Origin of the sequence: Stenotrophomonas sp. TWI1151, from assembly GCF_039673135.1 — a bacterium.
Lineage (GTDB): Bacteria > Pseudomonadota > Gammaproteobacteria > Xanthomonadales > Xanthomonadaceae > Stenotrophomonas.
In genome coordinates, this window is sequence record NZ_JBDJLA010000002.1 from 195,377 (window position 1) to 218,093 (window position 22,717).

Sequence of the window (22,717 nt, forward strand, 5' to 3'; positions counted from 1 at the left end):
AGACCGGTATGCATCTGAGCAGTGACAGCATCACCAACGGCCAACCGATCGCCGCCACCTTCGCGGCCGGCGATGCCGAGGGCTTCGCGCCCAACCGCAACCCGCAGCTGGCCTGGCACGATGTGCCGGCCGGCACCCGGTCGTTCGCGCTGCTGTGCATCGACCCGGATGTGCCGACCGTGCCGGACACGGTCGGCCGCCAGGATTGCACGGTGCCGCGCGATCAGCCGCGTGCGCACTTCGCGCACTGGGCGATGGCCGATATCCCGGCCGACGTGCGCGCGCTGGCCGCGGGCAGCTGCAGCGATGGCTTCACCGTGGGCGGCAAGACGCAGCCGGCGGGCCCGGCAGGCTGCCGCCAGGGCCTGAACGATTTCACCGGCTGGTTCGCCGGCAATCCGGACATGGCCGGCCAGTACCTGGGCTACGACGGCCCGTACCCGCCGTTCAACGATGAGCGCGTGCACCGCTATTTCTTCCGTGTGTTCGCGCTGGACGTGGCCCAGCTGGTGCTGCCCACGCCGTTCACCGCCGCGGATGTGCTGCATGCGATGCACGGGCACGTGCTGGCCGAAGCCTCGTTGCATGGCACCTACACGTTGAATCCGGCGCTGGCGTGAGGTGATACGTGCCGACCGCAGGTCGGCGCGCCCCGGTAGGTGCCGACCGTTGGTCGGCGCCACATCCGGTAGGTACCGACCGTTGGTCGTCACCACATCCGGTAGGTACCGACCGTTGGTCGGTACTGCGCTGTCGGGAGCCGGCCAGCGGCCGGCACTACAGTCGGGAGCCGGCCAGCGGCCGGCACTACGGGATGAAGAAGGGCGGCCGGTGGCCGCCCTTCTGCGTCTTACTTTGTCTCGTTCGCGGACTCGACCACCATGTCCAGCACATAGGCGTTGGACGAGGCATCGGCCGGCGGGTTGGCGATCGTGTAGCGCTTCACGCGCACCACGTTGCGCACGCCGTCTTCGTGGGTGTAGCCCTCGATGACGTCGTAGAAGTTCTGCCACTCGCCCGGCTCGCCCTGCTTGATGCCGTTGGCGTCATAGCGGATCTCGCGGGTCTGCAGGCACTGCTTGTCGCGGATCATCGGGTGTGGGCACGGCTTGGTCTGCGCGGCCACTTCCAGGAACACCGTTTCGCCTTCGCCGCCGTAGCGGGTTTCAGCGGTCGGTTCCGGGGTGAACACCAGCACATCCCCGTTGGCGGTACGCAGGGTCAGCTGGCCGGCATCGCCCAGTTCGGTCTTGAGCGCGCCTTCCAGGCGGCTGCCGACGGCCTGGTCCAGCGCCATCAGGTTCTTGTCCGTGCAGGCCATCATGGTCGAGGCCATCGGCGAGATGGTCAGCGAACCATCGGCCAGCGTGTAGCCGCCGCCCATGCGGTTGCAGGTGTTGCTGATCGCGATGCGGTCATCCTTGAAGTCCAGCGTGACCGGCTTGTCGGCGCGGGCGAACAGCGCATCGATGCGCTTGCCGCCGGCGTCGGTGGCCGAATCCAGGCGCCAATGGCTGCCCTGCAGGCGCTGCACGTCCAGACGGGCCACGGCGGCCTGGTCGGCGGCGGCGGTCGGTGCCGGGGCGAGGTCATCGCGGCCGGCCGGGGCGGTGGAGGGGTTGCTGCAGGCGGCCATGAGGGCCAGCGGCAGGATCAGCATCAGGGTGCGTTTCATGTACATCTCCTTGGGAACCTGGGGAAAAACGCCGGCGCAGCCACAACGGGGTGACGTCGGCGCCGGGCCGTTCAGTTGCCAGCCGGCAACCAGAGCAGCAATGCCGCGCCCAGTGCGATGCGGTAAACCGCGAACGCCGTGAACTTGTGCGACTTGATGTAGCCCAGCAACCACTTCACTACGATGAAGCCGGTGACGACCGCGGCAAGGAAGGCCACGCCCACATCGGTCCAGTTCTCGCTGGCAAGCTTGCCGTCCTTGGCCAGTTCCAGGAAGGCATAGCCGCTGGCGGCGAACATGGTCGGGATGCCGACCAGGAACACGAACTCGGTGGCTTTCGCGCGGCGACTCAGGCCGAACAGCATCGCGATGAAGATCGCCGCCGCCGAACGCGAGGTGCCCGGGAACACACCCGCCACCACCTGCGCCACACCGACCAGGATGGCGACCTTCCAGGTCACCTCATCGCGCTCGGGCAGGCGCGCGGTGTAGGCCTCCACCAGGATCATCCACAGGCCACCGATGATCAGCGCCCAGGCCACCGGCGTGACCGTCTCCGGCAGCTCCCAGCCGGCCAGGCGGACCGGCAGGCCAACCACGGCGGTGACCAGGAAGGCGGTCCCGAGCTTGAGCACGTAATCCCGGTTGGCGCGCTCATGCAGGCCGGTCGCCAGGGACCACAGCCGCTGCCGGAACACCAGCGTGATCGCCAGGATCGCGCCGGCCTGGATGATGATGTTGAAGAAATCCGAGCGTGCCCCCAGCCAGTGCTGGGCGATCAGCAGGTGGCCGGTGCTGGAGATCGGCAGGAATTCAGTGAGGCCTTCAAGAATGCCCAGAAGGAGGGCGGAGAACAGGTCGGACATCGGCGGTACTGGAGCTCGCGGAAGGGAGGAATCGGGCAGCGGCGACAGCGGGACGCTGTGGCCAACGTCGCCTGTCGACGGCCCGTGGGCGTAAAGCATAGAGCATCGCGCATCGCACCAAAGGTGTGCGTGGTGCAGCGTTTGCACTGCTTTGGTGCGTCCGCCCACGCGACGCGCGGCGCGCCAGGCCAGTGAAATCAAGGATTTGTGAACGCTGAAAAGTTGGCACGGGGTTTGCTGTATCTACCTACGCAATCACCCATCTGAGGTTTCACCGATGTCCGTGGAAAATGTTGAGAAGCTGATCAAGGACAACCAGATCGAGTTCATCGACCTGCGTTTCGTCGATATGCGTGGTATCGAGCAGCACGTCACCTTCCCGGTCAGCATCGTGGAGCCGTCGCTGTTTGAAGAAGGCAAGATGTTCGATGGCAGCTCCATCGCCGGCTGGAAGGGCATCAACGAATCGGACATGGTCCTGCTGCCGGATCCGTCCAGTGCCTACATCGACCCGTTCTACGCCGACCCGACCCTGGTCATCAGCTGCGACATCCTCGATCCGGCCACCATGCAGCCGTACGGCCGCTGCCCGCGCGGCATCGCCAAGCGCGCCGAGGCCTACCTGAAGTCCTCCGGCATCGCCGAGCAGGCCTTCTTCGGTCCGGAGCCGGAGTTCTTCATCTTCGACTCGGTCCGCTTCGCCAACGACATGGGCCACACCTTCTTCAAGATCGATTCCGAAGAAGCGGCCTGGAGCACCGGTGACAAGTACGACGGCGCCAACAGCGGCTACCGTCCCGCCGTGAAGGGCGGCTACTTCCCGGTCCCGCCGACCGATTCGCTGCACGACCTGCGTGCGGAAATGTGCAAGACGCTGGAACAGGTCGGCATCGAAGTGGAAGTGCAGCATCACGAAGTGGCCACCGCCGGCCAGTGCGAAATCGGCACCAAGTTCAGCACCCTGGTGCAGAAGGCCGACGAACTGCTGCGCATGAAGCACGTCATCAAGAACGTCGCCCACCGCAACGGCAAGACCGCCACCTTCATGCCCAAGCCGCTGGTCGGCGACAACGGCAGCGGCATGCACGTGCACCAGTCGCTCTCCAAGGGCGGCACCAACCTGTTCTCCGGTGACGGCTACGGCGGCCTGAGCCAGCTGGCGCTGTGGTACATCGGCGGCATCTTCAAGCACGCCAAGGCGATCAACGCCTTCGCCAACTCCGGCACCAACAGCTACAAGCGCCTGGTGCCCGGCTTCGAAGCCCCGGTGATGCTGGCCTATTCGGCCCGCAACCGCTCCGCCTCGTGCCGCATTCCGTGGGTGTCCAACCCGAAGGCGCGCCGCATCGAAATGCGCTTCCCCGATCCGATCCAGTCCGGCTACCTGACCTTCACCGTGCTGATGATGGCCGGCCTGGACGGCATCAAGAACCAGATCGACCCGGGCGCACCGAGCGACAAGGATCTGTACGACCTGCCGCCGGAAGAGGAGAAGCTGATCCCGCAGGTCTGCTCCTCGCTGGACCAGGCCCTGGAAGCGCTGGACAAGGACCGCGAGTTCCTCAAGGCCGGTGGCGTGATGAGCGACGACTTCATCGACGGCTACATCGCACTGAAGATGCAGGAAGTCACCAAGTTCCGCGCGGCGACCCACCCGCTCGAGTACCAGATGTACTACGCGAACTGAGCAACAGGTGACGATGACGAAGGATTTCCCTCCCACCCTTCGTCATCGTCGCCGCCTTTCCGGCTGGGGAGCCGGCAAGGTACGTCGTACAGCGGACCGTTGGTCCGCTACGAAAGGGTAGAGCGGACCGTTGGTCCGCTATGAAAGGGTAGAGCGGACCGTTGGTCCGCTTCACCACCAGGGGCAAGAGAGACCGGACGCGTGTCATGGGCCCTTCCTCCCTCCCGCGTCACCGCTGGCGTCGCCCTTCGGGCGTCGGCAACGGCGTGGCCCATGCAACGTTCGGCGCAACGACCGGCGGCCATGTGCAAGTGGCCGCCGGTTGACCTGACATCGGTCCCACGTGGGCCGGTTCCATCCACCATCGGGATATGCGCATGAAACTGATCTCCGCCATCATCCGGCCGTTCAAGCTCGACGAGGTCCGCGAGGCCCTCTCCGACGCTGGCGTGTCGGGCATCACCGTGACCGAAGTCAAAGGCTTCGGGCGCCAGAAGGGCCACACCGAGTTGTATCGCGGCGCGGAGTACGTCGTGGATTTCCTGCCGAAGATCAAGATCGAGACCGTCGTGACCGACGATCGCCTGGAGGCCGTCGTCGAGGCCATCCAGACCGCGGCCGGCACCGGCAAGATCGGCGACGGCAAGATCTTTGTCACCGCGGTCGAACAGGTCGTCCGCATCCGCACCGGCGAAATCGGCGCTGACGCGCTCTAACCCCACTCGGAGCCCACAATGAAGACCTCTTTGTTCACCGGGTGGCAAGCCCGGTTCCATGCCGTGTGCCTGATGATGCTGCTCAGCGCGCTGGCCGTCGGTGCCTTCTCCAGCAGTGCGCACGCCCAAGCCCAGGTCACCCCGGCACCGTCGGAGACGGTCGCGGTCGAGCCGCTGCCGGCCACGCCGGAAGCCACGGCCGCCCCGGTCGCCGAAGCCGCCGCGGCGGCCACGTTCGATCACGGCGATGTCGCCTGGATGCTCACCTCCACCCTGCTGGTGCTGCTGATGGTGGTGCCGGGCCTGGCCCTGTTCTACGGCGGCCTGGTGCGCTCCAAGAACGTGCTGTCCATCCTCAGCCAGATCCTGGTGGTGTTCTCGCTGGTGCTGATGCTGTGGGTGGCCTACGGCTACAGCGCGGTGTTCAGCCAAGGCAACGCCTTCTTCGGCTCGTTCACGCAGTTCGCCTTCCTCAAGGGCTTCGGCCCGGATACCGTGGGCAACACGCCGATCGCCGGCCTGCCGGACTACCTGTTCGTCGCCTTCCAGTCGACCTTCGCCGGCATCACCACCGCGCTGATCGTGGGTGCCTTCGCCGAGCGCATCAAGTTCAAGGCCGTGCTGCTGTTCTCTGCCCTGTGGTTCACCCTGAGCTACATCCCGATGGCGCACATCGTGTGGGGCGGCGGCTATCTGGGTGAGATGGGCGCGATCGACTTCGCCGGTGGCACCGTGGTCCACATCAATGCCGGCGTGGCGGGCCTGGTGGGCGCGTACTTCGTCGGCAAGCGCATCGGCTACGGCCAGACGGCACTGAAGCCGCACAACGTGCCGTTCACCTACATCGGGGCGATGCTGCTGTGGGTGGGCTGGTTCGGCTTCAACGCCGGCTCGGCCGCCGCGGCCGATACCGTCGCCTCGCTGGCCTTCATCAACACCATCCTCGCCACGGCTGCTGCCGTGCTGGGCTGGACCCTGGTCGAAGCGGTCAGCAAGGGCAAGCCGTCCGCGCTGGGCGCCGCCTCCGGCGCCGTGGCCGGCCTGGTCGGCATCACCCCGGCCTGCGGCACCGTGGGTCCGCTGGGCGCGATCGTGATCGGCCTGGTCGCCGGCGTGGTCTGCGTCTGGGGCGTCACCGGTCTCAAGCGCCTGCTCAAGGTCGATGACACCGCCGACGTGTTCGGCGTGCACGGCATCGGCGGCATCGTCGGTGCACTGCTCACCGGTGTGTTCAGCGCGCAATCGCTGGGCGGCACCAAGGCCGATCTGGACATCGGCCACCAGGTCTGGGTGCAGCTGGTCAGCGTCGGCTTCACCATCGTCTGGTGTGCCGTGGCCACCGTGCTGATCCTGCTGGTGGTACGCATGGTGTTCGGCCTGCGCGTCACCGAAGAAGCAGAGCGCACCGGCCTGGACGTCACCTCGCACGGCGAGTCGGCCTACGAGGCCTGAGCTGCGCGATACCGCATTAGAAACGAGAGAGAGATGCTTTACCTTCGCCGGCGGCCTTCGGGTCGCCGGCTTTTTTGTGGGCGCCTGCCGGGCACTACCGCGCTTTGGCAGCTGATCGTGCAATCACGCACAATGCAGGCATGCACGTGACCCGTACTTCCCTCGCACTGCTCGCCCTTCTGCTGCTCGCCGCCTGCGCCAGTACCACCGTCCGCAGCCCGCTCGCCACCTGGGTGCCGTCGCCGAACCACAACGCGCGCGCGCCGGTGGTGATCGTGCTGCACCACACCGATCAGCATTCCGTGCAGGAGAGCCTGGATACGCTGCGTAGTGCCAACAGCGGCGGCAAGGTCAGCTCGCACTACCTGGTCGGCGCCGATGGCCACATCTACCAGCTGGTGGGCGATGACCGTCGCGCCTGGCATGCCGGTCCCGGGCGCTGGGGCACCATCACCGATCTCAACTCGGCCTCGATCGGCATCGAGATCGACAACGACGGCGACACACCGTTCGCACCGGCACAGATCGCGGCCTTGATCCGCTTGCTGGATGACCTGTGCACGCGCCTGCGCATCCCGCGCAGCCAGATCATCGCGCATGCCGATCTGGCCCCGTCGCGCAAGCAGGATCCCAGCCGCTTCTTCCCGTGGCAGCAACTGGCCGAAGCCGGTTTCGGCGTGTGGCCGCGCGCAGCCGATGGCCCGGCACCGGTCGGCTTCGATCCCTGGATGGCCCTGCAGACGTTCGGTTACCCGATGGACGACCGCGCTGCTGCCGTCGGCGCCTTCCATCGCCGCTTCCGCGGCCGCGATGATCTCCCCGCGGATCTCGATGTCGAAGACGCCCGCATCCTGCACTCGCTGCTGCTGCAACAGGAACGCCGCCCATGAAGTTCACGCCCGTCCTGTCCACACTCAAGCACGCCGCGCTGATGGGCGTCGGGTTGGCGCTGTTGAGCGCGTGCGCGGTCGCGCCGCAGCGCCCGGCATCACCAGCGCCAGCGCCAAACAGCACCTATGCGAAGGCAAACTGGAGCGCATTGCCCGCCGTCGCGGACGCCGATCTGCAAGCCGGCTTCGCGGCCTGGCGCAGTGCCTGCCCGCGCCTGAAGACGGAGGCCAACTGGGCACCCACCTGCGCAGCGGCGGCCAAGGTTGCCACCACGCCGGCCGCCATCCGCCAGTTCCTGCAGGCGAATCTCGACGTCTATGCGCTGCGCGCCGCCAACAACCGGGCTGACGGCCTGATCACCGGCTACTACGAGCCCATCTACGCCGGCAGCCTCACGCGTACCGCCAAGGCATCGGTGCCGGTGTACGGCGTGCCGGGCGACATGGTCAGCGTCCAGCTCGACAGCCTCTACCCCGAACTCAAGGGCAAGCGCCTGCGCGGCCGCGTGGAAGGGCGCGTGCTCAAACCGTATGACGATGCCGCGCGGATCGCCGCGAACGGCGTCAAAGCACCGGTGCTGGCTTGGCTGACCCACCCGATGGACCTGCAGTTCCTGCAGATCCAGGGATCGGGCCGCGTCCAGCTGGCCGATGGTCGTCAGCTGCGGATTGCCTACGCCGACCAGAACGGCCATCCCTATCGCCCGATCGGCCGCTGGCTGGTGGAGCAGGGCGAGCTGAAACAGGCCGACGTGAGCATGGCCGCCATCCGCGCCTGGGCCGATGCCCATCCCACGCGCGTGCCCGAGCTGCTGGCCAGCAACCCCAGCTATGTATTCTTCACCCGCGGCCCGGACAGCGATGAAGGGCCGCGCGGCTCGTTGAACGTGCCGCTCACCGCCGGCTACAGCGTCGCGGTGGATCGCAACGTCGTGCCGCTGGGCAGCCTGCTGTGGCTGTCCACCACGCGCCCGGACGGCACCGCCCTGGTGCGCCCGGTCGCCGCGCAGGATACCGGTGGTGCCATCACCGGCGAAGTGCGCGCGGACCTGTTCTGGGGCACCGGCGATGCGGCGGGTGAGCTGGCCGGGCACATGAAGCAGAAGGGCACGATCTGGATGTTGTGGCCGAAGGGTGTGGCGTTGCCGAAGGTGCCTGACAAGAGCGAGTGACACCGATGGATGAACTGCAGCGACTCCAGCACTGGTATCGAATGCAGTGCAATGAGGACTGGGAGCATACGTTCGGGGTCACTATCGAGACCCTTGATAACCCCGGCTGGCACGTCAGCATTGATCTCATCGAGACGGAGCTTGAGCAAAAGCCCTTTGCATCAATCAGCCGCGGGGATTCGGAAGATGATGCCGACTGGATTATCTGCACGGTTGAGAAGTCGCAGTTTGTAGCGAGCGGTGGTGCCGGGAACCTGACTGAGTTGCTTGGTGTATTTCTCAGTTGGGCTGAGGCTTAGCACTAGCGATCAATTGCCGGGAGGACTCATGAAAGTCAAACGCATCATCGCCAACATCGCCGCGTCCGATCCGGCCGCCGCGGACAGTTTCTATCGGGACATCCTCGGCCTGGAACTGGTCATGGATCACGGCTGGATCCGCACGTACGCCGGGTCAGCCGACATGAACGTCCAGGTGAGTGTCGCGGCCGAGGGCGGATCCGGTACCGAGGTTCCCGATCTTTCCATCGAGGTGGACGACGTGGACGAAGCGCTCCGACGGGTCCAGGCGGCGAACTTGCCCATCGCGTATGGCCCAGCCAACGAACCATGGGGCGTCCGCAGATTCCATGTCCGGGATCCGTTGGGCCAGCTGGTAAATATCCTGGAGCATGTCTAGGTACAGACTGACCATGCACACAACTTCTCTAGATGTCGCAGACGACGCAACGGCCTGCGCTTTCTTCCGGATTGGACTGGTCTTGGGCGTGCTGGATGAGGAGGCCAGCCGGGAATGGGCGTACGCCCGGATCGAAGCACGCGATACGCCGGCCATCGAGATCATCGAAATCGCCACCGCGTATGACCGCAATGCAGCTCTGGATGCGCTGCAAGCCGTTACGGCCCATGCCGATTGGCCAGCCGCCGGCCGCTGGCTGCTGGAGGACTTGCTGGCGCAGTTCCAGTCCGGTCAGCGCTCGGCGTTGGACACGTGCCGGACCGCCATGCAGGTGGCGCGTGCGACGCAGCTTCCGGAGGATGTCTACTATGCGTTCGATGGTCTCGAAGACGAGTTGGTGCTTTTGGCCAATGGGATCTACGGAACAGTTGCCGGGCTCGAGGCGGACTTGGTAGACGCACTGAAGCAGCACTCCGGCACCGTTTGATTTGACCTGAATCTCTCGGCGATCTACTCCGTCCACAGTCCTCCTACGCTCAACCCACCTTCGTTTTGCACTACATTGGTGCAATGACCACCACGCTCCCGCCTCCCGCCCTCGACGCCCTCGGCACTCCGGTCGCCTGGGCCGACGCCAGCGGCCGTGTGGTGGGCTGCAATCCGGCCTTCGCCCGCTGGCTGGGCGTGAGCGTGCGCCGCCTGCTGGGCCAGCCGCTGGCTTCGCTGGAGGCCCAGGGCGACGCCTTGGCCCACTTCCTGGCCCGCGATGAGCGCGACACCCTGCGCCTGCACCGGCTGGCCCTGGCGCTGCCGGGCGATGCGCCGCGCTTTGCCGAGGGGTGGCTCAGCCGCTGGGACGAGGGCGGCTGGCTGCTGGAGGCGCATCCGGTCGATGAATTCCCGGGGTTGGACCCCACCCAGGCGCTGCCCAGCGCGCTCAGTGCCGCGCTCAAGGGCCTGGCGCATGAGCTGCGCAACCCGCTGGCGGGATTGAAGGGCGCGGCCCAGCTGCTGGCACGCCGCAACGCGCAACGCGATCCGGACGAGCGTGAACTGATCGAGCTGATCGGCTCGGAGATCGAACGCCTGAACGGCCTGCTCGAGCAACTGCTGTCACCCGCACCGGCCGCGCCGCATGCACCGCTCAACATTCATGCCTCGCTGGAACGCGTCCTGCGCCTGGCCGAGAGCGAGGGTGGCTGGGCGGTCCGGATCCAGCGCGATTACGACCCCAGCATTCCCGAATTCGATGGCGATGCGGACCGCCTCACCCAGGCCGTGTGGAACCTGGTCCGCAATGCGATCCAGGCCGGTGCGGGCACCGTGACGCTGCGCACGCGCGTGGAGCACGGCGTGCGCATCACCGATCAACTGCATCCGCTGGCGCTGCGGCTGGAAATCGCCGATGACGGCCGTGGCGTGCCCGAAGACCTGGCCGAGCATCTGTTCCTGCCGCTGGTCAGCGGCCGCGCCGAAGGCACCGGGCTGGGCCTGGCGTTGGCGCAGCAGGTCGCGCGCGAGCATCGCGGCACCCTGACCTACCGCTCGCGCCCGGGCCATACCGTTTTCACCGTGCTGCTGCCGATCGGGCAGGGCACCCCCGCCGAGGACACTGCCGCCCATGGCTGACCAGGTCGACACCACCGCCCAGCGCGTCTGGGTGGTCGACGATGACCGCGCGGTGCGCTTCGTGCTGTGCACCGCGCTGCGCGAGGCTGGCTACCGTGTCGAAGGGTTCGACGGTGCGGCTGCCGCGCTGGCGATGCTCGCCGAGCAGGCGCCGCCGGATCTGCTGTTCACCGATGTCCGCATGCCCGGCGATGATGGGCTGGTGTTGCTCGACAAGCTCAAGGCAGCGCATCCGCAGCTGCCGGTGATCGTGATGTCGGCCTATACCGATGTGGCGAGCACCGCAGGTGCCTTCCGCGGCGGTGCACAGGAGTTCCTGTCCAAGCCATTCGATCTGGACGATGCGGTCGCCCTGGCGCAGCGCGTCCTGCCGGCCCCGGATGTCACCTTGGCCGAGCCGAGCGAGACCGCCAGCACGATACCGCCCGATCAGCGTCCGCAGCTGGTCGGCGATACGCCGGCGATGCGCGCGCTGTTCCGCGCGATCGGGCGCCTCGCGCAGGCGCCGTTGTCGGTCTTGATCAACGGCGAAACCGGCACCGGCAAGGAGCTGGTCGCGCATGCGCTGCACCACGAGTCGCCGCGCGTGCAGGGGCCGTTCGTCGCCCTCAATACCGCGGCCATTCCGTCCGAACTACTGGAGAGCGAGCTGTTCGGCCACGAGGCGGGTGCGTTCACCGGTGCACAGCGTCGCCATATCGGCCGCTTCGAGCAGGCCAATGGCGGCACCTTGTTCCTGGATGAAATCGGCGACATGCCGTTGCCGCTGCAGACGCGCCTGCTGCGCGTGCTGGCCGAGGGCGAGTTCTTCCGCGTCGGCGGGCGCGAGTTGATCCGGGTCGATGTGCGTGTGATCGCCGCGACCCATCAGGATCTGGAAACGCTGGTCGCGCAGGGGCGCTTCCGCGCCGATCTGCTGCACCGGCTGGATGTGGTGCGGTTGCGATTGCCACCGCTGCGTGAGCGTCGCGACGATGTCGCGCAACTGGCCGAGACCTTCCTGGCCGCGGCCGCGCGCAAACTGGATACGCCACCCAAGCGGCTGACCGCGGCGGCGCTGCAGGCGCTGCGCGAACACGATTGGCCCGGCAACGTGCGTGAGCTGGAGAACGTGTGCTGGCGCATGGCGGCGCTTGCCGCGGCCGACAGCATCGGCGTGGCCGATGTGGACAGCGCACTGCACCGCGGTGCCGGCGCACCGCGCTCGCGCAGTGCCGGCGATCCGGGGCAGTGGGAAACGTTGCTCTCGGCATGGGCGCGCCAGCGTCTGGCCGAAGGTGCCGAAGGCCTGCACGCGCAGGTGCGCGATCGGGTCGACCAGGCCCTGCTCGAAGCGGCGCTGCAGATCACCCACGGCCGCCGTGCCGAGGCCGCCGCGCGGCTGGGCATGGGCCGCAACACCCTGACCCGCAAGCTCGGCGCCGGCCGCCGTCGCGGCGGATGAACCGCATGTCCACACCGCGTGTGCGCCATGTCCGGGCCGCTTTCATGGCCTGTGGACGAGCACACGGTTAGTTTGCAACCAAGGAGTCTTCCCATGCGCAGTTCCCATGTCGTCCTCGCTGCGGCGATCACGGTCGGTCTGGCCGCCTGCGGCAGCACACCGCCGCCGCGCCCCGTCGCCCCCGTCGTACCGGTGGTCAGCACCGCGCAGATGGCCGAGGCCAACCTGTCGCCGGCCTCGGCCAGTCTGGTCAGTGGTCGCCTGGCGCTGGTGCCGGATGCCCGTGGCGTGCACATCACCGGGGTCATCGGTGGCCTGCAGCCGCTGCAGGTGGCCGGGTTCCACGTGCATGAGCGCGGCGACTGCAGTGCGGTCGACGCGAGCAGCGCTGGCGCGCATTTCAATCCCGCCGGTCAGCCGCACGGCCGCAACAGTGCCGGTGCGCATCACGCCGGTGACATGGACAACCTGCGCGCCGATGCGCAGGGTCGCGTCAATGTCGACATCCGCCTGCCAGCGGTTACGCTTGGCGGCGGCGCAGCCACCGATATCGCCGGGCGTGCACTGATCGTGCACGCCAACGCCGACGATTACCGCAGCCAGCCGGCCGGCAACGCCGGCGCCCGCATTGCCTGCGGCGTCATCCGGGTCGTGCGCTGATCGCGCCCTCCCACGACGTCGTTTCTACCAACGCTACCCGCAAGGAGATCCACATGCGCCTGATCCACACCACGCTGTTCGCTGCCATCGCCGCGCTCGGCCTGACCGCCTGCAACAAGCCGGCCGACACCACCCCTGAAGCCACCCCGGCCGCCGAAGCCACTGCCGCCCAGCCGACCGCTGAAGCGACCCCCGAGGCACCGCCGGCGATGACCAGCGAAGCCCATGCCAACCACACCGCCAGTGCCGATCTCGCGGCCACCCAGGGCAATGACGTCAAAGGCACCGTGACCTTCAGCGTCGTTGACGGCAAGGTGCACGTGAAAGGCCAGGTCAGCGGCCTGAAGCCGAACAGCGAGCACGGCTTCCACATCCATGAGAAGGGCGACTGCAGCGCGCCGGACGGCGCCAGCGCCGGCGGCCACTTCAACCCGGGCCAGGAAGACCATGGCAGCGTGGCCAGCGAACCGCATCACGGCGGCGACATGCCCAACATCAAGGCCGACGCCCAGGGCAACGCCGTGGTCGACGCCCCGGTGTCGACCAACGTAAACATCGGCAAGGGGGATGGCTTTGACATCATCGGCCGCGGCCTGATCGTCCATGCCGACGCGGATGACTACAAGACCCAGCCGACCGGCAATGCCGGTGCGCGCCTGGCCTGTGCGGTGATCAAAGCGGCCCCGTAATCCGGGCCGTGTTTGACGAAAAACGCCGGCGAAAGCCGGCGTTTTTTTGAACGTTGGTAGAGCCACGCCATGCGTGGCTGCAATGAGCGATATCGATTTTCCCGAGGGAGCCGGCCAGCGGCCGGCACTACCGTCAACGCGCCAGCAGCTCGCGCGCGTCCTGTCCGGCCTCGCAATGCACGAACAGCACCGGCAGGCCATGCGCTTCGAGCACGGCGGCCATCTGCCGCTGGCGGATCAGGTACTGGTCGTAGATGCCCTGCAGGCGATCGCAGTCGCCGGTGCCGTGGTTGTAGTACGCACACCAGCCGGCGGGATCGAACAGCGCCATACGCACTTCGCCATCAGCGTATCGAAGCAGCGGCTCCGGCGCGGCATCCAGCCACTCTTCCACGTGCGGTGCCATCAGCGCGGTTTCGATCAGCGGCCAAAGAATCGCCAGGCCCTGGTTGTCGTACTGCATCGACATCATCGCGGCGAGATCATTCACCGTGAAATAGCGGGCGTGCTCGATCTGCGCGCCGAAGGCGTTCTGCGCCTGCAGCGCGGTATCGGCCTGCGCCATGCCCTGGGCCAGCAGCACCTCTTCCAGTGCTTCGGCCACGGCCTGGGTCTGGACGACTTCGGTGCCGGTCAGCAGGAACGGGACGACCCGCAGGCCGCCACCGGTCAGGCTGGCATCGGCCTGGAACGGCAACGGCACATCGCCGTCGGCGCCGGCACCAAAGGCCAGCACGCGCGGGCCCTGGTTGCGGCCCGGGGCGCGCATCTGCAGTTCTTCCAGGCGCCGGTGCACCGGCCAGCCCGGGCGCAGGATTTCCGCCGGATCGAAATGGGCGCCGGCGAACACGAAGTCCAGCCCGCTGACGCCGGGCACCAGCTTGGCCAGATCGCGGCCGACGCGCTCGGCCAGTTCACCAGCCTGTTCGGAGGACAGCGCGGCATGGCGCGGGGCGTCGCCGCCGGCCAGTTCCAATGCCAGTACGCCAATGGCATTCATGCCGTGGTCGGGTTTGCTCATGGTTTCACGGTTGGCCCATCACAGGGCGGCAGCTACACTTGGCCCCATTATGCCTGCTCCTTCGTGCAGGCCATGTTGCAGACACCCCTCCCATGCCAGGTATCTCCATGCCCAACGCCCGTCCCGTCGCCATCCTCGGCGGCGTCCGCATTCCGTTCTGTCGCCAGAACACGGCTTATTCGGACGTCGGCAACCTCGGTATGTCGGTGCGCACCCTCGGTGCGCTGGTCGAACGCTTCGGCCTGCACGGCCAGCAGTTGGGCGAAGTGGCGATGGGCGCGGTGATCAAGCACTCCAGCGACTGGAACCTCGGCCGCGAAGCCACGCTGTCCTCGGGCCTGTCTCCGCTGACCCCCGGTATCACCATGCAGCGCGCCTGCGGCACCTCGCTGGATACGATCATCGCGGTGGCCAACAAGATCGCGCTGGGCCAGATCGATTCGGGCATCGGCGGCGGTTCGGACACCACCTCCGATGTGCCGATCGTCTATGGCAAGAAGCTGCGCGCGCGCCTGCTGGCGGCCAACCGCGCCAAGAGCACCGGCGACAAGCTCAAGGCACTGACCCGCGGCTTCAAGCTGAGCGAGCTCAAGCCGGAGTTCCCGGGCGTGGCCGAGCCGCGTACCGGCAAGAGCATGGGCGACCACTGCGAAGACATGGCCAAGGAGTGGAACATCTCCCGCGACTCGCAGGACGAGTGGGCAGTGTCCTCGCACAAGAAGCTGGCCGCCGCCTATGAGCGCGGGTTCTTCACCGATCTGATCGCGCCGTTCCGCGGCGTGGAGCGCGACAACATCCTGCGCGCCGATACCTCGCTGGAAAAGCTGGCCACGCTGAAGCCGGCGTTCGACAAGGTCTCCGGCCGCGGCACGCTGACCGCCGCCAACTCCACCCCGCTCACCGACGGCGCCTCGGCGGTGCTGCTGGCCAGCGAGGAATGGGCGCGCGCGCACGGCCACGAACCGCTGGCCTACCTGCGTGATTCGCAGGTGGCGGCCGTTGATTTCGTGCACGGCGAAGGCCTGTTGATGGCGCCGACCATCGCCGTGCCGGAGATGCTCAAGCGCAACGGCCTGACCCTGCAGGATTTCGACCTCTACGAAATCCACGAAGCGTTCGCCGCCCAGGTGCTGTGCACGCTGCGCGCGTGGGAAAGCGAAGACTACTGCCGCAACCGCCTCGGCCTGGATGCGCCGCTGGGCAAGATCGACCCGGCCAAGATCAATCCGCTGGGTTCCTCGCTGGCCACCGGCCACCCGTTCGCCGCCACCGGCGCCCGCGTGATCGCCACGGCGGCCAAGCAGCTGGCCGAACGCGGCGGTGGTCGCGCGCTGGTCTCGATCTGCACCGCCGGTGGCATGGGCGTGGTGGCGATCGTCGAGCGCTGATCGCCGGCTGCATTGAACGAAGAAGGCCGCCCCGGGGCGGCCTTCTTTTTTTGTATCTGGCGGAGATGTGCACCATTGGGCTCTGGTAGTGCCGGCCGCTGGCCGGCTCCTCCACACCGTCTCAGAGGCCCCGCATTGCCGGCCAGCGGCCGGCACTACCGGGTGCCGCGTCGCCCTTTACGGCAGGCGCGGATTGCCGAACTCGTCGCGTTCCACGTGCAGGCGATCTTCTTCGACGTGCACGCGCCCCTGTTCCACGTGCAGGCGATCCTGCACCGGGGCCGGTTCGCCCATCAGTGATTGCTCTTCGATGGTGGCGCGCTCGGGCACGATCGGATCCAGCGGAGGGGTGGCCGATGCACGGGCCAGCGCCACGCTGTCGTCGCCGCGCTGCTGGCGCAGGGCATTGGCGAAGCACTGCGAGGCCAGTGCGGTCTCGCCGCGATCCAGGAACACCTCGCCCAACGCTTCCCACGCGGCCGGGCCGGCGCCGGCGGCGATCGCGCGGTGCAGGTAATCCTCGGCCAGCGTGTGCTGGCGCTGACGGGCGGCAATGCGGCCCAGCGCCAGCAGCAGTGCGGGGCTGGAGGGCTGCGTGGTCAACCAGCGTTGCAGATTGGCTTGGCGCGTGGCCAGCTTTTCCACCGGCATCTGGCCGTAAAGCGTCACCACCGATTCGTCCCAGCGCGTGTCCAGTGCCTGTTCGAGGTTGAGCAGGGCCGGTTCGTCCCAGTCCAGTGCCACTGCGCGCAGCGCATAGGCGGAGACGACATCGGGATCGCTGCGCAGGGCCTTTGGCGTGGCTTCCCACTGTGCGGCCAGCGCGTTGACGTCACCGGCTTCCAGCAGCGACTGTGCGGCCAGGCGGACTTCCAGTTCGGCCACGGCTGCATCCGGCAGGACCTTCTGCTTGCGCAGTGCGCCCAGCTGGCCATAGGCCTCATGCGCGCGATCGGCACGTGCCAGCGCTTCGGTGCGCAGCCACAGGCCACGCGGCGGCAGCGGCTGGATCGCGGCAACGTCCAGCACGTTGATCGCATCGACCGGGCGTTCCTGCACCAGCAGGCGCTCGGCCAGCAGCAGGGCATGGCTGGTGGCATCTTCGGTGGCCAGGCGCTGCAGGTACTGATTGACCGCAGCGTCGTCATCGCGCGCCTGCGCACTGCGCACTGCGGTCACCATGGCGACAGCGCTCACTTCCTTGTCTTCAGCCGCACTGGTCAGCAGTTTTTCCGCACGCTGCCAGTGGCCGTGTTCATGCGCCTGCAGGCCTTCGGTCAGGCGCGCGCGGCCCTGCTTGCGGCGGTAGCGGCCCCAGGCGCGGAACGGCGAGGCCAGCAGACTCCACAGCAGCCACAGCACCAGCAGCCCGACCAGCACCATCAGGGCGACCTGGGGCACGGTGGAGCGGTAGTCGGTGCCGCCGTAGCGGTAGATCACTTCGCCGAACTGGCGCAGCTGTTCGGTGCCGAGCCACTGTGAGGCGATCACGCCCAAGGCCACGGCCAGGAGCAGGACCACCAGAGATTGAAAGGGCTTCATCGATTATCTCCCGTTACGCATCGAGCGCAGTTGCTGCAGGGTGCTGCCCAGTTCGGGCAGCGATGGACGCAGCTCGCAGGCGCGTAGTTGCTGCAGTTCAGCACGTTGCTCGCGCAGAGCAGGTGAATCCGGCCACAGCCGCGGCAGCCACAGGGCAACGCGGTCCAGCGCCTGGAGATAGCCCGGCTGATCGCCGCGCTCCACCGCTGCCCGCGCCAAGGTCAGTTCCAGCTGCAGCGAATCCCACGCGGCCACGCGGTCGGCTTCGGTCAGCGGGCCCTGCAGGCGGGTGGGGGTGATGGTCACGAACGGCGCCAGCACCTGGTGCCACCAGGGCGTGGCGCCAGCGGTATCGGCGGGGGCGTCGATCTGTTCGGGCAGGGTGGTCAGGGCCTGGGCGAACCGGGCCAACCGTGCCTGGGTCTGCGCGCGCACCCCGGGGCCGAGCGCGTCCACCGCATTGCGCTCCTGCATCAATGCCTGCCGCAGGTTCAGATACTCGTTCCCCTGCACATCGTCCAGCGAGGCGGCCGCCAACGCGTACAGGCGCTTGGCGCCTTCTGCGTCATCGGCATAGGCCAGCCGCTGGCCGGCCTGGCTCAACAACAGTTCGGCTTCTTCCAGCTGCAGTGCCTGCGCGCCGTGGCGGGTGCTGTCGGCCAGCTTGGCCAGGTTCTCTTCAAGCAGCGCATTGCGCTGGCTCAGGCCGAGCATTTCATCGCGCAGCACGCGGTTGGTGGCGGCGGCGTCCTGCACGCGCTGGGAGGTCGAACGCTGGTCGCGGCGCAGTGCTTCCACGCTGTCCAGCAGGCCCTGCACCTGCAGCTGGTCGTTCTCTTCCCGCAGTCGTTCCTGCGCCTGTCGCGATTGCCACTGCGTCCAGCCCCAGGCGCCGCCGCCGGCCAACACGACAAGCGCCGTGATCGGCACGATCCAGCGCAGGGGGCGGCTCGGAGAGGGGGGCGAAACAGGGTCATTCATACGGGCATCCTTGTCGCGCGCGCCGGGCAATCCGCTTGGCTGGCGAGCGACGTGGCGCACAGCATCGCCCGCCGCCCAAGGCCCCTGCAAGACCGCCCCGGTTCCCGGTTCAGGAAGATGCGGGCGGGATGAGCGCGGCGTGTGCAGCCGCAACCAACTGTGCCGGCATCGGCCCGGCGGCGACCCGCACCTGCCCGAAGCCTGCGGCGCGCGCCTGTGCGGCCAGCCGCTCGCTGGCGGCCACCACGGTGGCCGCGCGCAGCGGTGCCTGCAGATCGTCGGGCAACTGCGCCAGCAACAGCGCCAGGGCCTCGCCGCTGCTCAGCGCCAGCACCCAGGGCATGGCCGCACGGCGCAGGCGCTGCAGGGTGCGCGGGGCCAGCGGCAGCGGCTGGCGCGCATAGACGTTGGCGCGCAGCAGTTGGGCACCACGTTGCTCAAGGGTCTGCGCGATCACCCCGCGGCCGCCGGGGGCGGTGACCAGGCCCGCGCGCAGGCCGCGCAGGTCAGCCAATGCCGGCAACGCAAGCAGGCCCTCGCTGTCCATCCGTGCCGGTGCGGCGATGTCCTGCGCGCCCTGGCGGTGCAGCGCCGCCGCCGTGCCGGCGCCCAGGGCAAGCCACTGCCCCGGGTGGGGTGCGGCCAGATCCACCAGGCGCGCGGCGGCCTCCACCGCGGCGGGACTGCTGAAGACCACCCGCTCGGCCGCCAGCGCGGCGGTGAGGTCGGCGTGGGCGGCAGTATCGCGCTGGGCCTGCAGCGCCCACGGCGACAGCGCGATGAGGTGGGCACCCGCCGCCTTCGCCGCACGCCGCAGCGGCGCATGCTGGCCGCGCGGGCGCAGCGAGATCAGGGTCCAGGGCGCGACTTTCGTTTCGGTGTTCATTGCGGGCATTATGCGAGCCCTTTGATGTGACGTGATCAGCCAGATGTCCGCAACCGATTCCCTGCCGGCGCAGTTGTCCGCGCTGCAGCATGTCCTGGATGCCATGCCGCCGGTGGCGGCCATGCAGATCCGGGTCCACGACTACCGCGATGGCGTCCTGCACATCCACGCTCCGCTGGCGGCCAACGTCAACGACAAGGGCAATGCCTTCGGTGGCAGCCTGGCCTCGGCCCTGACCCTGTCCGGGTGGGCGCTGGTGACCCTGCGCCTGCGCCTGGCCGGGTTCGATGCGGATGTCTACGTCGCCGACAGCCATATCCGCTACCTCGCCCCGGTCTATGGCGATCTGCACGCACAGGCCCAGGCCGATGCGGAAACCGACTGGGACAGCTTCCTGGCCACCTTCGCCCAGCGCGGCAAGGCCCGCATCAGCCTTACCGCCCGCCAGCCGGGCGAGGGCGACAAGGCCGCGGCGGAACTGAGCGGCCGTTTCGTGGCCTTCGCCAGGCGGTAGGATGGGCGCCTTGCCTATTGGGGAATTCGCATGCGCCGTACGCTTCAGATCCTGCTGATCGCCTTGTTCGCGCTGACCAGCGTGAGCGCACTGGCTGCCGAGCAGAAGACCACCAGGAAGCAGCGCAAGGAACTGGAGGAGACCCAGGTCAAGTACGACGCCACGATGCGCTGGGGCACCGTGGAGGACGCGCTGCCGTACCTGGATCCCGACTATGCCCGTGCCCACCCGATGACCGACCTGGAACTGCGCCGCTTCGAGCAGGTGAAGATCTCCAGCTATCGCGCCGGCGACAACGTGCCGCTGCCCGATGGCCGGGTCGGGCGCAACGCCGAGGTGCGGGTGATCAACAACAACACCCAGTCCGAGCGGACGGTACGGGTCCGGGAGATCTGGCGCTGGGACGCCGAGGGCAAGCGCTGGCTCCAGGCCAACGGCCTGCCGGACCTCTGGCAGGAACGCTGACCCCCGCCCGCACGGGGCTGGACGCCGATTCGCCCGCATGTGCGACAATCGGCGCCCGCTTATCGACCCGTGATCTTAGTGAATTACGAAGAGTTGCTGGCCTTTGCCGGCCGAAACCCGATGTTGTCGATGGCCCTGGTCGGCCTGACCGTGGCCATCATCGTGACCGAAGTCCGCCGCCTGTTCCGCGGCTTCAAGTCGCTCAAGCCGGCCGAACTGACCCAGCTGATGAATGCCGGTGGCGCCATCGTGGTCGATCTGTCTTCGAGCAGCGATTTCGAGAAGGGCCATATCGCGGGCAGCCGCAACGTGCAGCCGGCGCAGTTCGGTCCGGAGCACAAGCTGGTCGCCAAGGCCCAGCAGAGCCCGGTGGTGCTGGTGTGCCGCAGTGGCAATGCCTCCGAGACGGCCGCCAAGGCGCTCAAGAAGGCCGGTTTCACCCAGGTCAACGTGCTCGACGGTGGCATCCCGGCGTGGCAGCAGGCCGAGTTGCCGCTGGTCAAGGGCCGCAACTGATCCCCATCGGATTGCAGCGCACGCCTTGTACGCGGCGCACAGCGCCCCCATCGCAGGGCATGTAACAATCCGTTTTTACAGCATTCATTTTTGGAGCAACAGGAAATGTCCGAAGAGAACACCAACGGCGCTGTCGCGCCGGTCGACGCCGCAACCGGTCCCTCGTTCACCGTCGAGAAGATCTACGTCAAGGACGTTTCGTTCGAATCGCCGAACGCTCCGGCCGTCTTCAATGACGCCGTGCAGCCGGAACTGCAGCTCAACCTGAACCAGCGCGTGCAGCGCCTGGGCGAGAGCGCCTTCGAAGTCGTGCTGGCCGTGACCCTGACCTGCAAGGCCGGCGAGAAGACCGCCTACGTGGCCGAAGTGCAGCAGGCCGGCGTGTTCGGCCTGGTCGGCCTGGACCCGCAGTCGATCGACGTGCTGCTCGGCACCCAGTGCCCGAACATCCTGTTCCCGTACGTGCGTTCGCTGGTGAGCGAGCTGATCCAGGCCGGCGGCTTCCCGCCGTTCTTCCTGCAGCCGATCAACTTCGAAGGCCTGTACGCCGAAACCCTGCGCCAGCGCCAGGAACAGGGCGAAACCTCGCTCGCCGATTCCGAGCCGGCCGGCAACGCCTGATCGGCGCTGCAGTACGGATGAGCAACCACGCAGACAAAATCGCGGTTCTCGGCGCCGGCTCCTGGGGCACCGCCCTGGCGAGCCTGCTCGCGCGGCACGGTCATCCGACCGTGCTGTGGGGGCGCGATGCGGCGATGGTCGAGGCCATCGACCAGCGCCACGAGAACACCCGTTATCTGCCGGGCATTCCGCTGCCCGAGTCGCTGCGCGCGACCACCGATCTGGCTGCTGCCGTCAAGGACGCTGCCTGGATCCTGGTGGTGGTGCCCTCGCACGCCTTCGGTGAAACCGTGCGTGCGCTGGCACCGTTGCGGCCGGCCGATGCCGGCGTGGCCTGGGCGACGAAGGGCTTCGAGCCCGGCTCCGGTCGGTTCCTGCACGAAGTGGCACGTGAGGTCCTCGGGCCGGACGTGCCGCTGGCGGTGGTGACCGGTCCGTCGTTCGCCAAGGAGGTCACCCAGGGCCTGCCGACCGCGATCACCGTGCACGGTGACGCGCCGGACTTCGCCCAGCAGGTGGCCGATGCCATGCACGGTCCGGCGTTCCGCGCCTACACCGGCGATGACATGGTCGGTGCCGAGCTCGGCGGTGCGATGAAGAACGTGCTGGCCGTGGCCACCGGCGTCGCCGATGGCATGCAGCTGGGCCTCAACGCCCGTGCCGGCCTGATCACCCGTGGCCTCAACGAAATGCTGCGGCTGGCCGCGGCGATCGGTGCCAAGCCGGAGACCCTGATGGGGTTGGCCGGGCTGGGCGATCTGGTGCTGACCTGCACCGGCGATCTGTCACGCAACCGTCGCCTGGGCCTGGCCTTGGGCCGTGGCCAGACGTTGACCGATGCGGTCCGTGAGATCGGCCAGGTGGTCGAGTCGGTGCAGACCGCTGATGAGGTGATGCGCCAGGCGCGCCGTCACGGCATCGACCTGCCCATCTCCGACCGCGTGCGCGCGGTGCTGCACGGTGAGCAGACGCCGGAAGAAGGATTGCGTGCGCTGTTGGCACGCGAGCAGAAGCCGGAGTATCCGGACACGCTGTTCAAGTGAGGCACGAAAAACCCCGGCAGACGCCGGGGTTTTTTTTGGGTTCTTCTTCCATCCGCGTTGCAGGCATGAAGCGCGCTCTGAGTCCCTTCAGGCGCGACGGCGGATGGGTCGGGCGCTGGGCCACGCCAGAACGAAACAACCCGGCACGTGGCCGGGTTGTTTCGTGGCGTACCGACGAGGGT

Annotated in this window: 25 protein-coding genes; 19 read left to right on the forward strand and 6 right to left on the reverse strand. The window is 67.7% G+C overall.

The features are described from left to right. Positions 1 to 8: 8 nt before the first annotated feature. A complete protein-coding gene (locus ABE422_RS05005) occupies positions 9 to 620 on the forward strand; it encodes a YbhB/YbcL family Raf kinase inhibitor-like protein (RefSeq protein ID WP_313211216.1) in 612 nt (203 codons plus the stop codon). A 230-nt stretch (positions 621 to 850) separates the two neighbouring features. Here the strand turns inward: ABE422_RS05005 and ABE422_RS05010 are convergent, their stop codons facing one another. Both ABE422_RS05010 and ABE422_RS05015 read right to left on the reverse strand, forming a co-directional pair. After that, complete coding sequence (locus ABE422_RS05010; protein ID WP_346482593.1) at positions 851 to 1,675, reverse strand: META and DUF4377 domain-containing protein; 825 nt, start codon at positions 1,673 to 1,675, stop codon at positions 851 to 853. 71 nt (positions 1,676 to 1,746) lie between these two features. Next, entirely contained in the window at positions 1,747 to 2,541 is a 795-nt protein-coding gene (locus ABE422_RS05015) for an undecaprenyl-diphosphate phosphatase (RefSeq protein ID WP_313211218.1), read from the reverse strand. A 277-nt stretch (positions 2,542 to 2,818) separates the two neighbouring features. Here ABE422_RS05015 and glnA point away from each other — a divergent pair, with 277 nt between their 5' ends. From glnA to ABE422_RS05075, 12 genes are all read left to right on the forward strand, one after another. Further along, positions 2,819 to 4,228 (forward strand): type I glutamate--ammonia ligase, encoded by a 1,410-nt coding sequence (glnA, locus tag ABE422_RS05020; RefSeq protein ID WP_121044004.1) that lies wholly within the window; start codon positions 2,819 to 2,821, stop codon positions 4,226 to 4,228. A gap of 377 nt (positions 4,229 to 4,605) precedes the next feature. After that, the gene (locus ABE422_RS05025) at positions 4,606 to 4,944 is read left to right on the forward strand and encodes a P-II family nitrogen regulator (protein ID WP_019184907.1); all 339 of its coding nucleotides are present in this window, start codon (positions 4,606 to 4,608) and stop codon (positions 4,942 to 4,944) included. A gap of 18 nt (positions 4,945 to 4,962) precedes the next feature. Next, positions 4,963 to 6,396: an ammonium transporter gene (gene amt, locus ABE422_RS05030; protein ID WP_346465356.1), complete on the forward strand. Its 1,434-nt coding sequence runs from the start codon at positions 4,963 to 4,965 to the stop codon at positions 6,394 to 6,396. Positions 6,397 to 6,536: 140 nt separating this feature from the next. Further along, positions 6,537 to 7,286 (forward strand): N-acetylmuramoyl-L-alanine amidase, encoded by a 750-nt coding sequence (locus tag ABE422_RS05035; RefSeq protein ID WP_346482594.1) that lies wholly within the window; start codon positions 6,537 to 6,539, stop codon positions 7,284 to 7,286. Continuing rightward, positions 7,283 to 8,458 carry an MltA domain-containing protein gene (locus ABE422_RS05040; protein ID WP_346482595.1) on the forward strand — a complete coding sequence of 392 codons (1,176 nt, stop codon included), beginning with the start codon at positions 7,283 to 7,285 and terminating at the stop codon, positions 8,456 to 8,458. Before ABE422_RS05035 ends, ABE422_RS05040 begins: the two co-directional genes overlap by 4 nt. A 5-nt stretch (positions 8,459 to 8,463) precedes the next feature. Beyond that, on the forward strand, positions 8,464 to 8,757 hold the full coding sequence (locus tag ABE422_RS05045; protein ID WP_313219851.1) for an immunity 53 family protein: 294 nt from the start codon (positions 8,464 to 8,466) through the stop codon (positions 8,755 to 8,757). A 28-nt stretch (positions 8,758 to 8,785) separates the two neighbouring features. Further along, positions 8,786 to 9,136 (forward strand): VOC family protein, encoded by a 351-nt coding sequence (locus ABE422_RS05050; RefSeq protein ID WP_313211223.1) that lies wholly within the window; start codon positions 8,786 to 8,788, stop codon positions 9,134 to 9,136. An 82-nt stretch (positions 9,137 to 9,218) separates the two neighbouring features. Continuing rightward, entirely contained in the window at positions 9,219 to 9,623 is a 405-nt protein-coding gene (locus ABE422_RS05055; protein WP_346482596.1) for a hypothetical protein, read from the forward strand. 83 nt (positions 9,624 to 9,706) lie between these two features. Further along, positions 9,707 to 10,765, forward strand: a complete 1,059-nt coding sequence (locus ABE422_RS05060; RefSeq protein ID WP_313211225.1) for an ATP-binding protein — start codon at positions 9,707 to 9,709, stop codon at positions 10,763 to 10,765. Further along, entirely contained in the window at positions 10,758 to 12,209 is a 1,452-nt protein-coding gene (gene ntrC / locus ABE422_RS05065) for a nitrogen regulation protein NR(I) (RefSeq protein WP_319624542.1), read from the forward strand. The genes ABE422_RS05060 and ntrC overlap by 8 nt, the downstream gene beginning before the upstream one ends. Positions 12,210 to 12,302: 93 nt before the next feature. Next, positions 12,303 to 12,869 carry a superoxide dismutase family protein gene (locus tag ABE422_RS05070; RefSeq protein ID WP_070473801.1) on the forward strand — a complete coding sequence of 189 codons (567 nt, stop codon included), beginning with the start codon at positions 12,303 to 12,305 and terminating at the stop codon, positions 12,867 to 12,869. 53 nt (positions 12,870 to 12,922) lie between these two features. Further along, a complete protein-coding gene (locus ABE422_RS05075) occupies positions 12,923 to 13,558 on the forward strand; it encodes a superoxide dismutase family protein (protein WP_102788809.1) in 636 nt (211 codons plus the stop codon). Between the two features lie 133 nt (positions 13,559 to 13,691). Here ABE422_RS05075 and ABE422_RS05080 read toward each other — a convergent pair whose 3' ends face one another. Then, the gene (locus tag ABE422_RS05080) at positions 13,692 to 14,579 is read right to left on the reverse strand and encodes a hypothetical protein (RefSeq protein ID WP_070472014.1); all 888 of its coding nucleotides are present in this window, start codon (positions 14,577 to 14,579) and stop codon (positions 13,692 to 13,694) included. 92 nt (positions 14,580 to 14,671) lie between these two features. On the opposite strand from ABE422_RS05080, the gene ABE422_RS05085 reads away from it, so the two are divergent. Beyond that, positions 14,672 to 15,967 (forward strand): acetyl-CoA C-acetyltransferase, encoded by a 1,296-nt coding sequence (locus tag ABE422_RS05085; protein WP_313219853.1) that lies wholly within the window; start codon positions 14,672 to 14,674, stop codon positions 15,965 to 15,967. Positions 15,968 to 16,144: 177 nt separating this feature from the next. Here the strand turns inward: ABE422_RS05085 and ABE422_RS05090 are convergent, their stop codons facing one another. The 3 genes from ABE422_RS05090 to ABE422_RS05100 form a co-directional block, all read right to left on the reverse strand. Continuing rightward, positions 16,145 to 17,509, reverse strand: coding sequence for a heme biosynthesis HemY N-terminal domain-containing protein (locus tag ABE422_RS05090; protein ID WP_346482597.1), 1,365 nt, complete (start codon positions 17,507 to 17,509; stop codon positions 16,145 to 16,147). A gap of 3 nt (positions 17,510 to 17,512) precedes the next feature. Then, positions 17,513 to 18,490, reverse strand: a complete 978-nt coding sequence (locus ABE422_RS05095; protein WP_346482598.1) for a hypothetical protein — start codon at positions 18,488 to 18,490, stop codon at positions 17,513 to 17,515. A 109-nt stretch (positions 18,491 to 18,599) separates the two neighbouring features. Continuing rightward, positions 18,600 to 19,376, reverse strand: a complete 777-nt coding sequence (locus ABE422_RS05100) for a uroporphyrinogen-III synthase (RefSeq protein ID WP_346482599.1) — start codon at positions 19,374 to 19,376, stop codon at positions 18,600 to 18,602. A 43-nt stretch (positions 19,377 to 19,419) separates the two neighbouring features. Between ABE422_RS05100 and ABE422_RS05105 the strand changes: the two genes are divergently transcribed. The 5 genes from ABE422_RS05105 to ABE422_RS05125 all read left to right on the forward strand — a co-directional run bounded on the left by ABE422_RS05105 (position 19,420) and on the right by ABE422_RS05125 (position 22,535). After that, entirely contained in the window at positions 19,420 to 19,890 is a 471-nt protein-coding gene (locus ABE422_RS05105) for a YiiD C-terminal domain-containing protein (protein WP_026070058.1), read from the forward strand. A gap of 30 nt (positions 19,891 to 19,920) precedes the next feature. Next, positions 19,921 to 20,355: a hypothetical protein gene (locus tag ABE422_RS05110; RefSeq protein ID WP_121044462.1), complete on the forward strand. Its 435-nt coding sequence runs from the start codon at positions 19,921 to 19,923 to the stop codon at positions 20,353 to 20,355. Between the two features lie 78 nt (positions 20,356 to 20,433). Then, positions 20,434 to 20,871, forward strand: a complete 438-nt coding sequence (locus ABE422_RS05115; RefSeq protein ID WP_121044459.1) for a rhodanese-like domain-containing protein — start codon at positions 20,434 to 20,436, stop codon at positions 20,869 to 20,871. A 105-nt stretch (positions 20,872 to 20,976) separates the two neighbouring features. After that, entirely contained in the window at positions 20,977 to 21,492 is a 516-nt protein-coding gene (gene secB, locus ABE422_RS05120) for a protein-export chaperone SecB (protein WP_019184891.1), read from the forward strand. A gap of 17 nt (positions 21,493 to 21,509) precedes the next feature. Continuing rightward, complete coding sequence (locus ABE422_RS05125) at positions 21,510 to 22,535, forward strand: NAD(P)H-dependent glycerol-3-phosphate dehydrogenase (protein WP_121044455.1); 1,026 nt, start codon at positions 21,510 to 21,512, stop codon at positions 22,533 to 22,535. The last annotated feature ends 182 nt before the right edge of the window (positions 22,536 to 22,717 follow it).